This is a genomic window from Rhodohalobacter sp. SW132 (genome assembly GCF_003390325.1).
Taxonomy (GTDB): Bacteria; Bacteroidota; Rhodothermia; order Balneolales; family Balneolaceae; genus SW132.
In genome coordinates this window covers 259000-271573 of the sequence record NZ_QUOK01000002.1, presented here as the reverse complement: position 1 = coordinate 271573, position 12574 = coordinate 259000, and the positions used below count along the sequence as shown (strand labels likewise).

The 12574-nt window shown below is 45.8% G+C and carries 6 protein-coding genes and 1 pseudogene; all 7 read right to left on the bottom strand.

Annotation, left to right across the window (positions count from 1 at the left end; genetic code table 11):
• Window positions 1-592: 592 nt before the first annotated feature.
• The 7 genes and pseudogenes from DYD21_RS05800 to DYD21_RS05770 all read right to left on the bottom strand — a co-directional run bounded on the left by DYD21_RS05800 (window position 593) and on the right by DYD21_RS05770 (window position 12572).
• Window positions 593-2584 carry a T9SS type A sorting domain-containing protein gene (locus DYD21_RS05800; RefSeq protein ID WP_116033974.1) on the bottom strand — a complete coding sequence of 664 codons (1992 nt, stop codon included), beginning with the start codon at window positions 2582-2584 and terminating at the stop codon, window positions 593-595.
• Window positions 2585-3020: 436 nt separating this feature from the next.
• Window positions 3021-4964 (bottom strand): sialate O-acetylesterase, encoded by a 1944-nt coding sequence (locus DYD21_RS05795; protein WP_199535473.1) that lies wholly within the window; start codon window positions 4962-4964, stop codon window positions 3021-3023.
• A gap of 76 nt (window positions 4965-5040) precedes the next feature.
• Window positions 5041-5271 (bottom strand): annotated as a pseudogene (locus tag DYD21_RS05790) (bifunctional D-altronate/D-mannonate dehydratase); the annotation flags it as partial.
• Between the two features lie 108 nt (window positions 5272-5379).
• Entirely contained in the window at window positions 5380-6519 is a 1140-nt protein-coding gene (locus tag DYD21_RS05785) for an endo-1,4-beta-xylanase (RefSeq protein WP_116033972.1), read from the bottom strand.
• A 29-nt stretch (window positions 6520-6548) separates the two neighbouring features.
• Window positions 6549-7979 carry an MFS transporter gene (locus DYD21_RS05780; RefSeq protein ID WP_199535471.1) on the bottom strand — a complete coding sequence of 477 codons (1431 nt, stop codon included), beginning with the start codon at window positions 7977-7979 and terminating at the stop codon, window positions 6549-6551.
• A 56-nt stretch (window positions 7980-8035) separates the two neighbouring features.
• A complete protein-coding gene (locus tag DYD21_RS05775; protein ID WP_116033969.1) occupies window positions 8036-10348 on the bottom strand; it encodes a glycoside hydrolase family 3 N-terminal domain-containing protein in 2313 nt (770 codons plus the stop codon).
• 52 nt (window positions 10349-10400) lie between these two features.
• Window positions 10401-12572 carry an alpha-glucuronidase family glycosyl hydrolase gene (locus DYD21_RS05770; RefSeq protein ID WP_116034587.1) on the bottom strand — a complete coding sequence of 724 codons (2172 nt, stop codon included), beginning with the start codon at window positions 12570-12572 and terminating at the stop codon, window positions 10401-10403.
• Window positions 12573-12574 lie beyond the last annotated feature (2 nt).

Here is a 12574-nt window from a genome sequence, read left to right as displayed (position 1 = left end):
TTTTCCCTAAAAAACATAAAGACAAGCTTTTGCTCAATTTTGACCCTTTTCTATTAGGTATATAGCGCAATTTAGTAAACGAAGGCTATCAATCCAAGAAAATTAGAAGCGCTTCTATAAATTTATTAATTAACTAATTATCAATTACTTATAGAATTTTTACTACTATATTTACAAGGAAGTGAAAGTAAATTAAATGAACTTTTTAATTTATTGCGCTAAGGAAATTGCGCAAATAGATGTATTTATTGCTCAATTGCTAAACTCTGATGATTGTGTTGTGTTGTATGAATAAGATATCGGATGATTGACTTCTGCATTATTGATTGATCCAGAGAAAATCGAATATTCAGAAACCTCATTTGGTCATTCTACACTTCTTTCTTTTTCGGGATTCAAATCAAAATTTGCACATGAACCTATTCCAAATCTCCAGGCCTAATGAGAAAAGCCCTGATGGCTGGTATTACTATTCAAGCGGATATCTCGATAATCATCAGTAATAACTTTTTGAGAAAGACACATTTATTCGTAAAAAAAAGTACCGCCTGTTTTATAGACGGTACTTTCTTAAATAATCGGTTTTGAAATTTTACTTAATTAATGTCATTCGCCGGGACTGAACAAAATCGCCGGCCTGAATTCTGTAGAGGTAAACACCGGATGATAAATTGCTTGCATCAAAAGTTACCTGCTTTGCACCAGCACTTTGATGTGTGTCCACCAGCGTCATTACCCGCTGACCGAGAACGTTAAATACATCGAGCCGTACATCAGCTGACTGTGGCAGAGTATATGTGATACTTGTCGTCGGGTTGAACGGATTGGGATAGTTCTGGTTGAGTTCAAATGATAATGGCTGCTCTATCGCCTCATTTGATACGGCATCCACTTTTTCAACCTGAACATTATCGATATAAATCGTACCACCGTCATTCTCTTCGGTATTTAACTCAATACCAACTCGCATTCCGTGAGTCTCATTATTTGCAGTGGCGGTATGAGTGAACGAAAATTCCTGCCACTCATCTGTGAGGCTCAGCACCGGAGTATCCCAACCCCGTGCACGTTCCCAGCCGCCACTTTCTGGCATACCCATATAGAAACCTGCAACCCGCTCATCAGAATCAGCTTTCAGCCATACGGAAATGTTATATTCATCACCTTCCACTACATGAATGGGTTCATTCACAACTTCATTTTCGTACCAGTTTGTGTTTCCTGTCCAATTCACAGTAAAGGATAGTGCACGTTCGTCATCATCAGCTGCATCATCTACAACTTCTACAATAGAATCGTCATGCGCAGTAACTGACCAGGCTGCCGGTTCATTCTCACCAAGCTCAGAGAGCTGGAAACTTCCATTATAGTTGATGATATCACCGATTTCGTGTGGCGGCTCCGGAATGGGCAAAGGTGTTGTATAAGGCAAAAGGTTGTCAAGCAAGAGTTCACCTGTAACTTCAGATCCGTCACTTCCTACAATCACCTGTATCTGGATTTTTTGGATTTGGTCTTCATAAAGAACACCATCATGGGTATCCTGCCAGCCTGGAATCGCAAAATCTTCGAATAGCATTTCAGCTGTTTGCCATTCGCCGCTCTCATCGTCAAGCAGGCCTGAAACCGTGTGGTGCCATTCCTCTACAGCTTCACCTTCTTCCCCGCTTTCAACGAAAATTATGACATTGAAAGAAGCACCACCGTTGGCTGGTGATACGGGTTCCAGTACTTTATAATCCAGCGACATGCCATCATAACCTGAAAGATCTGTGAGCATCTCACCTTCCATCATTAGCTCGATGTCAGCGCTTCCTCCCCAGTCCTCGCTTGGATCTACAGTATATGTCCAGTGAAGAGATGCTTCACCCTGGGTATTATCATCACTGGATTCCAGCGTTTGTGATGAGTTTGTTCCATTTACCCAGCCGTTCAAATCATCCGGATTATCGAAATTCCAAACAATTTCATCCGTAGAAGGCGGAGATACCGGATCCGTGTCACCATTATCATCGCCCTCAACTTTTTCGACTCTCAGATAATCAATATAGAGAATATCATCATTTGCATGTGAGTCTGCACCCAGGTGAATACCAACCTGTATAGTTGCATCCTCAGTCGCGGTAAACGAATCCAGCTCAATCACTTCCCACTCACCACCAGAGATATCCCGTTCGTACACAGCCGGTAAATCACCCTCTGCATCAACACTCACCGCACCTGCGGTACCTCCTCCGGCATTATCGTAGCGTATACGGGCAGTAATGATATACTCACCATTCTCTTCTAATTGTACATTTACATGAAGTGGTTGAATATCCCAGGGGTTCTCCACTCCATCGATGTCGGTGATCGTTGCTCGAAGTAGTTTATTGTCACCATTATCAGGATCAGTAACTACTTCAAAATCAGCAAATTCTGTGCCTTCAAGCAGCCAGTTGGTTATCTCTTCGGTCTGACCTTCCGTAGCATCGGAAAAATCTCCATTCTGATTGATAACCGTTTGCGCAAATACTCCTGTGGAAAAAACCAACAGAAACATAAGTGTGAATAAACCAGTCTCAATAGTATTTTTTATTTTCATATAGGTTGTATTCTAAGTTAAGGTTTAGCGTGTGTCTCAATGAGTTAATTCAGAATTCTGAAGAACACATTAAGTGTAGTATCTCTTTTTGAGCAATTCCGCCTTCCCTGGTGTTAACCTTAATGCACTGTCGAAAAAAGTGGGACATCTGAAATGACTTTTGCTCAATTTTGAACCTCCTTTTCTTCAGCTCTATTTCAATTTACCAAACAGCCTTTATGAACACAAGAAAAATAAAAGCGCTTCTATATATTCTTCAAATATATAATTAACAGGTATTTAGAAATATAATCACCCAATCAGACTGCTGAATATCACACTTTCATTTATATCTTCTTGTATATTTTGAGATCGACTTTTTGCGCAATAATATTACTTTTTGCGCAAACTTTATTAGTGTAAGTACCACACTTTTTAGTGATTTCTTCAACTATGTTCAATTCTTTTCAATGGTAAGCTGGAACGGGGTTGCAGGAAAACCCTCCTTGTTATACAGGTTGGCATTCACTGGGTTATCAGCCCAGGCGTAGCGAACGATTTTCGGATCAGGCACTTCACCGCTCTGCACAATGACTCTTTCTCCCTCAATTCGTGCATCAGCCGGAAAGAATTTGCCATCACTTCCCGCTATGGCAAATTCATGAAGAACCTCCCCTTTCACCTGCATCCCGCTGCCGGTGTGTTCAAAGGATACAGCCAATTCGTTCTCCCCGCCAAACGTATTTAGTTTGGAAGCTATTGGTCCGGAGTGTACAACATCTTCGCCATAAGCCAGATGAAATGCTGATGCGGCGAGCCGTTCTCCCACATCTTTTTTATTGAGAGGATGGATGTCATTCCACTCACCGATATCAATGGCTACCGCCATTCCCGTATTGGGCAGTGATAGTGTTTGAAGCTGTGCATCCCTTAGCTCTGCCCAGTTGCTTTCGGAAGGATGATCTTTCGGCTCCATAAAATTGGCAAGCTGTACATACAGAAACGGAAAATCGCCAATACCCCACTGCTGTCGCCAGTCGTTGATCAATGCGGGAAAAAGTTCGCGGTACTCATCAGGCCGGCCGGTGTTTGATTCACCCTGGTACCAGATCACTCCTTTGATGGAGGTTTTTAAAAGCGGAGAAATCATCGCGTTAAAGAGACCCACAGGTTTCCAGCGGACAAATGTCTGACCGGGCAATGGATCCATCTCTGCACCTACTTTGTACTTCCACTCTCCCTTCAGATCCACGGTATCTGTTTCTGTGGTGAGTTCATACGGTTTATCGGGGATGAATCCGCCCTTGCCGCTTTGATTGATCACACGAACCGATATCGTATTTTCACCTTCGGTAAGTACTCCCTGCGGAACATCATACCATCGCGGCGGATATTGATAGGTCGTATTTCCAACAAAGGTGCCGTTTACAAAAACCGAATCAGCATCCACGATAACACCGAGCTCCAGTTTTGCTGAATTACGGGCCCAGTCACCATCCAGAGTAAGCTTTTTTTGAAACCAAACGGATCCGTTTATTGCTCCTGTTTCCGTATCGGCCCAGTATCCGGGAATCGTCATACTTCCCCACTCTTCCGTATTGATATCCGGCTCGTGCCATGTGTTATTCGGGTCACTGAGTCCGGTGTCGGTTTGATTCAACTCATCATGCCACGCATCCGATCTCTGCTGATCCTCTCTTTCGATATCGGCAATCAGCTCATCATCTTTAAATCGTTGTGCTTCCTCATAATGATCCGGGAAATCTTTCAAAGCATTCTCACTGATCCACGCTTCAGCCGGGGATCCTCCCAGACCGGAAAGAATGATGCCAACCGGAACATCATACCGCTGCTGTATCGATTTCGCAAAAAACAGAGACACGGCTGAGAACTCCTGAACACTCTCCGGTGTGGCTCGCTGCCAGTGACCCGAAATCAGATCTGTCTCTTCGGTTTTGAAATTATACCGTTTCGGAACTTCGAAATACCGGATTTCCGGATAGTCTGCTGAATCAATCACATCCTGGTACAGCGGAGCCACCCTTCGCATCGGCAATTCAATATTCGATTGACCCGATGCAACCCACACATCGCCAATCAGAATATCTTCGATGGTAACCGTGTTTGACGCTTCGATTTTCATTTCGTGCGGGCCACCGGCTTCCAGTCTGGCCAGGGTAATTTCCCATTCTCCCTCACCGTCAGCCCTGGTTTGATGAGACTCTCCCAAAAAATGTACAGTCACATCTTCATCAGCTGATGCCCACCCCCAGATTTTCACTTCGGCATCACGCTGCAGCACCATACCGTCCGACACAAGCTGAGGAAGCGATACTTGTGCAAAAACCGGAAGTGCCAAAAAAAGGAAGAGAAACAGGAAAGCAGCAGATCGTTTATTCATCATGGAAAGGACACTGTTTTGTTTGAATTAAATCTGGGCAGTGATTCTTACCACAAACGAAAATCGATGCGCCCCATTACCCGTTAAAGAGCGTACCGTCTTCTTTACGATTAACCGGAAGACGAGCTCGTTCATACTGATAATTTTTCGCTTTCTTTTCATCGATGTCCACCCCAAGGCCGGGCTCATCTCCGGGATACATATATCCGTCATTAAATGTGTAGGCGTGAGGAAAGATCTCGTCCGTCAATTCACTATGCAGCATTTGCTCCTGGATACCAAAATGCAAAGCTGCAGCTATCATTACTCGCAATTATATATGCTTGTTCAATTTTTATTTATGATAATCTGATATGTGAAAGTTCTCATCCTGTATGATCTGGCTTCAGATGCCGACATTTCAAAAACTAAATAATCAACGGTGTTCTTCAGCCAGTTCGATGATTGCGTGATAAGCCGGTTTCGGCTCCCAGTTCCGGTCAAATATCAGCGGATAGTTTGTTCGTCCACTGACCGGCCAGTTATTTTTCCAGGAATCTCCATCGGTCACGCCCCAGAATGTTACGCGGGTGATATCGTCACTGTGACGCAGGTAGATTTCAAATATGTCCCGGTAGCGGTCGGTGAGCTGCTGCTGTACGGAATCGGGAAGTGCGTCGGGATAGGGATTTAGTTCTTCCCGCATTTCTGCTGATGCCGAAACGTCAGCGCCCATGTAATCAAATGCTGGCGGTAATACATCGATGTCCAGCTCAGTTACCATCACATCGATACCAAGTGCGGCGAAATCAGTGATCGTTTTTTCGATTTCTTCAAGATCGGGAAAATCGAGCATAAAGTGACCCTGCGTACCTATACCGGTAATAGGTGCGTCATTTTCCTGGAGATATTCAACCAGGCGAATTGCCCCTTCCCGCTTCGACGGAATTTCCAGGGAGTAATCATTATAGTAGAGCTCGGCTTCGGGGTCTACTGCGTGCGCATACTCAAATGCTTTTACAAGAAAGTCTTCACCTATAATTCGGTACCAGTAGGTGTCCCGCATAGTGCCATCATCCACAATCGCTTCATTTACCACGTCCCATCCATGAACACGCCCTTTATAGCGGCCAACGACGGTCTCGATGTGATCTTTCATCCGTTCCAAAAGAGCTTCACGACTGAGAAGTTCACCTTCGTCATCATAAAAAACCCAATCAGGTGTCTGACTGTGCCACACAAGTGTATGCCCAACCACAAACATACCGTTCTCTTCTGCGATATCAATCATTGTATCAGCAGCATCGAAATCATACACTCCAGGTTCGGGATGGATATTCTCCCACTTCATTACATTCTCAGCAGTTACGGCATTGAATTCCCGCACAGCCAAATCCTGACCTCGCTGATCTTGTCCAAAAATCTGCCGATGGTTCAGAATCGTACCGATCAGGAAGGATCCCTCAAAGGCGCTTCTCAAAGTTTGTTCTTCAGTTTGCTCCTGCTGATATTGATCTCTGTCGGATCCGCACCCAATCAAAAGAAGTAGAATAGATGTAAATAAAATAGATTTCATGAAATTATGTTTAGATTTATGATAACTAATTATGATTCCTGTCCTGCTTTCTCTTTTCGTGCGAGTAGATCCTCTTCGATTTTCACCATAGTAACATCCCTCAGCGGATAAAACAGCATGATGGCGCCGCCGATAAAGCCAAATATCGCAGGGTAAACACTCATAAGAAGCTTAATTCCGGTGATGGTGTATTCGCTCTGCTCCGCAAGCGGTACAAAGTTATGAAACTCAAGCATCCATCCGGTAATTGCCCCTCCAAATGTTAAGCCAAGCTTCAGCATAAAGAGGGATGCAGCCATGATGAGTGCTGTCGCCCTTCTGCCGAATTTCCACTCCCCATAATCGGCTGCATCAGTGTAAATGGCCCACTGAAGTACGGAAACCGATCCAAAGAAGAACGATACCAGAACATTTAGTACGTACATCAGCACAACGTTATCTGGTTCAAGAAAGAAAAAGGCGCATGAAAACGCTGCACTTGAGAGCAGAAAGCCGGAGTAGACGAATTTCTTATCAAGCAGCTTGGTGAAGTATTTCGTAAGAACCGCACCAATAAGTGTTGCAATCGTACCGGCTGTGATAAAGGAGGAGGTAAACAGCGCATATGTCAGGTCAATATTCCAGCCCAGCAGATTTAACTGCTGGTCGCCAACAAAATAGCGGAAATAGTACGTAGTTGATGAGCCCCTCATTACTATGTAGGTAAGCTGGAAAAGCGTAGCTAATCCGACCAGTACCCACGGTTTGTTCATAAACAGATCTTTGAGATCAGCCGATGGTTTGTTTCGAACCTCTTTCTTGGGAGATACTCTCTCTTTAGTGAGATAAAAAGTTGCGAACAACAGCGCCACAGCAAGCGCACCATATGCTACCATTGTCATCTGCCAGCCGAGCGTTTCATCCCCGCCGCCAAGATATTCAACCAGGCCAAGTGTGGCAGCACCTACAATAACCTGACCACCGAAGGCTGCCACAAATCGGAATGAGGAGACTTCGGTACGCTCCATTGAGTTTGGAGTGATCACACCCATCAGCGCAGAATACGGCACGTTGATAGCGGTGTAGAGCATCATCAGCAGCATGTACGTTGCATAAGCGTAGATCAGCTTACCTGAGTCGCCCAGGTCAGGGGTCGAAAATACGAGCACCCCGCCAACCGCAAGCGGTATAGCAAAACTGATGATATAGGGGCGAAATTTACCCCATCGCGTCTGAGTTCTGTCCGCGATCATTCCCATGACCGGATCGGTAACGGCATCCCACACACGCGTAACCAGCATCATGGTTCCCATAGCAGCGGCAGGAATTCCGAAAACATCTGTATAGAAAATGGGCAGGAACAGAACAAAGGTCTGGAAATACAGATTCGATGCCATATCCCCAAGACCGTACCCGACTTTTTCTTTGAACGTTAACCTTGGCCGTTCAAGCTTCACCCCGTTATCACCTGAGTTGTTCAATGGATTTGTATGATTGAGTTAGTGTTAATTCTGTTTGCGATTTTATTTGCCCTTTTTTATACAACTTCGAGCGTAACTTTTGACAGATCTTCATCCTGTGAAGATGTTCCGATCATGAGCTCAAATTCGCCCGGTTCAACAACATATTCCATGTTAATGTCATGAAATGCCAGTGAATCCGGTTTGATCTGAAACTCAACGGTTTTGGTTTCACCCGGTTTTAGCCAGACTTTCTCAAAACCCTTCAGCTCTTTAACTGGCCGGGTTGCCGTGCTGACCAGATCCCGGATGTAGAGCTGAACCACTTCTGATCCCTCGCGATCCCCGGTGTTTGAAACTTCACATGAAACCGTAGTAGAATTGTACGCTTCGATTGTGGAATCTTTCAGGCTGATGTTGCCAATTTTGAATTCCGTATAGCTGAGGCCGAATCCGAAAGGATAGAGCGGTGTTACCACGTCATGCAGAAAACCGCGCCTGTCGGATGGCTTGTGATTGTAATACGCAGGAATGTGTCCTACAGATCTTGGAATGGTGATCGGCAGTTTTCCGCCGGGATTGTAATCTCCCACCAGAACATCCGCAACAGCCCGGCCGGTCTCCTGGCCGAGGTACCAGCATTCAAATATTGCACTGGCATTTTCGCTCAGATAATTTGTAGCGAGCGGACGTCCGTTAAACAGAAATGCAATGACCGGCTTTCCGGTTTTGATCATCTCTTTGATCAGTTCTTCCTGCCTGCCGAACAGGGTTATGTCTGTGCGATCCCCCATGTGGCGGATATCCCACGATTCACGGGATGTCTGCTCATTGCCTCCGATGGCGAGTACAATCACATCTGCCTCTTCAGCAACTTTTACCGCTTCAGCAATCGATTTCAGATCGTCTTCCTCATCAGGCAGCACCACGGCATCTTCATTCCATGAACCGCCAACGGTAATTTTGCACCCTTCACTGTAGAGAATTTCAGCTTTGTCGCCAACTTTCTCACGAATGCCTTCCAGTACGGAGATCTCTTTTTTCGGCACACCGCTGTATCCGCCCAGAAGACTTCTGTCTGCATTTGGGCCGATAACGGCGATTTTATTCACCTCGTCGAGATTTATCGGCAGTGTTTTATTTTCGTTTTTCAGAAGGGTGATGGTCTCCTTCGCTGCCTCATAAGCCAGTTCTGCATTTTCTTTCGATCCGCAGATTCGGTCCGCTTCATCCGGATCTACATATGGATCCTCGAAAAGTCCGAGCCTGAATTTCCAGTAGAGCATCGGACGAACAAGTCCATCTATCAGGGACTCATCCACGCTGCCTTCTTCCACAAGTTCTTTCAGAAAGAGATAGCAGTCCGGCTCAGGAAATTCCATGTTTACACCGGCTTTAACCGCAAGTTCAGCCGCCTGCTTCTTATCTTTTGCCACAAAATGGCCGTGTGTATCGGGGCGATCATTCAGCTCCCAAATCGCATAATAATCGGATACTACAAATCCTTCAAAGCCCCACTCTTCGCGCAGCACATCGCGTAGAAGCCACTTATTGGCATGAGACGGAACACCATCAATTTCGTTGTAAGATGCCATCACGCTGATCGCTTCAGCTTTTTGCAGCACCTCTTTGAACGGCGGCAGAAAGACTTCACGAAGCACCCGTTCCGATACATTCACCGGTGCACAGTTCATGCCGGATTCCGGATCCCCATGGGCTGCAAAGTGTTTAAGCGTAGCCAGCACATGTTTTCTATTATTAAATGAGGCATCGCCCTGGAAACCTTTCACTGCGGATAAACCCATTTGTGTAATCAGGTAAGGGTCTTCGCCAAATGTCTCTTCAACACGGCCCCAGCGCGGATCACGGGCTACATCAAGTACCGGAGTCAGCGCCTGGTGTCCGCCTCTTACACGGGTTTCTTCAGCGGTCATTGCATAAAGTTTTTCAATCAGATCGGGATTGAATGTTCCAGCAAGGCCAATCGGCTGCGAAAAACTTGTACTGTCTTTAGCTGCAAGTCCGTGAAGGCACTCTTCATGAAAAATGACCGGGATACCAAGACGTGAGTTTTCAATAAAAAATTTCTGGATTCGATTGGTCAGTTCAGCCATTTCCCGGGCCGTAGTACCTCCGCCGGAATCATTCGGGCGCCCTACCTGACCAAGGCCATTGCCGTGTTTATACGAATCATTTGCCTTTTTTTCATCAAATTTGCCATCCTTGTCAAGAAGAGTATCAGCCTTTTGATTCCAAACGCACATCAGTTGTGCAATTTTCTCCTCCAGAGTCATTAACGATAGCAGATCGTCAGTTCTCTCATCCGGTGAAAGATCAGAATCTTTAAATTTTGCTTCAGATACCGGGCGTAGGTTAGATTGTGTAGCCATTTTATTATTCGTTATTAATTTCTTCTTTCTGATTATTCATCAATTCTATCGGTTAGTTGTACCATGGGTCCGGCACGTAAATAATATGCTCAAGATCGATGTAGTGCTGCAGATCGTGCTCGGGCTGTTCATATTGCTCTGGTATCTCCATCCCCGAATGTGTCTGGAAATAGAGCACACATGAATCTCTCCATCGGACAGCGTCTCTCTCCTGTATTTTCAACAGAGCTTTTACATGTTCAAATCGTTCATCATCGATCAGTCCTTCCATCTCATTCCATTGTTCCTGCATCCACCGAACTTGCTCAACACCTTCGTAATATTTGTGAACGAGCTCTTCCCAAAGGGTTCGGCCGGATTCCATTTCATGATCCCAGCTGACGTGGTGAAACCAAAGCAGGTAATCTTCAGGAATCTTGTCCAAGTCCCGGAAGACGCTGGCTACCGGTTCATGATACTGCTCTACTGCGTTTGACCCGGTTTCGGTACGGTCAAAACCAATGCCGTAATCATCCGCTTTATGGTAGTATGCAGAAGTCCAGTCCGGACGGGATGATTCTGAATGCCACGGAGCGGGTCCGTAGTGATGCCCCTGGGCATAGAGGTGAGTAAGACCCAGCGGATTTCGATAGTTCACCCCGGCTTCACGGGATTCCATCATGATTTCCGTAACCGGATCGATGAACTCGTTGTTGTTTGTGAATGTCATCCGGATCCACTCATCGGCGATTTCTTCTGCTGACAGTGTGTGATCCCACGCGAGTCGCCCATAAGCGTACCAGCTCGACTGCACAAACGGGTGTCCGGTCCAGTTTCGGTCGGTTCCCGGATTGATCACTCCTGCCATTCCGGTCAGTTCGTAGTCGAAAACCGATCCATCCACAACTTTAGCTACGGTTGAGCCCTCACCCTTCGCGTACGTATCTTCATTCAAAACTTCGGTAAAGAGCGGCCCCTGGTAGGCAAGGTGCAGATTAAAACCGAAATACTCCTGAGTGACCTGCAGCTCAATCATCGTATTGGTTTCTGGCAGTGCGCCAAATAGAGGGGAAAAAGGTTCTCTTGGCTGAAAGTCAATCGGACCGTTTTTCACCTGGAGAATGACGTTGTCTTTAAATTTTCCATCAAGCGGCACAAATTCATCATACGCTTCCCGGAACCGGTCATCCTGCTCGGGGTCATAAACGAATGCTCTCCAGAAAACAACTCCGCCGTGCGGCTCAAGAGCATCTGCCAAAACATTTGCGCCCTGAGCGTGATCCCGACCGTAACCGTGTGGTCCGGGTTGACCTTCTGAATCCGCTTTTACCAGAAATCCGCCGAAATCGGGGATACGCTCATAAATTTCATCCGCTTTATCAGCCCAAAATTCGATAACGCCGGGATCAAGCGGATCGGCCGTATCCAAACCTCCAATCCGAACGGGTGAGTGAAAGTTAATCGACAGAAACATCTGGATGCCGTACGGGCGAAAAATATCGGCCAGTACTTCAACTTTCTCAAGAAACTGGTCTGTCAGGATTAGCGGATCTGCATTTACGTTGTTAATGGCTGCAGCGTTGATTCCAATAGAAGCGTTGATTCGTGCATAATCGATGTAGCGGGGATGTTTGTATTCCGGCAGTGTGCCCCATTCCCACAATGAAAGACCCGCATATCCCCTTTCCACGAGGCGGTCAAGATTATCCCAGTGGTTAACTACCCGAAACTGAACCTTCGGTGCGGTTTCATAAGAAATTCCATCCAGACCGGTGTTCGTTTGTATTTTTCGTAATAAGCCAAAAACACCATACAGGACTCCAATATCTTCATTCGCCGCGATGATGATATGTGCATTTCCATTGTGTTCGGTATGGCGGATTAAATATCCTTCATCACCCAGCTGCCGGAGATCGTCCTCGAGCCCAAGGGCTGCAATTGTTTCTGAGTTAGCCGGTGTTCCTGCAACCACGGAGCTGCGGTTCAGTTCGGAACGGTTTTCGATTTCTGTATCAAGAAGACCGCTTAACCCATCGAGGAGTTCTTTTTCGGCAGCTTCCAGTGTAGGCGTATCAGTAGCTATCTGAATTTGATGAATCTGGCTGCGATACTGTTCAAGCAGCTGATCATCGCTAATTTTGTCGTATTTGAGCCACATTCTGTATCCATCCTGACCGAAAACATCGGTTCCGGAAAACAGGATGAATGCTAAAAGAAGAATTGTACTATGTTTTAATTTTGTCATGA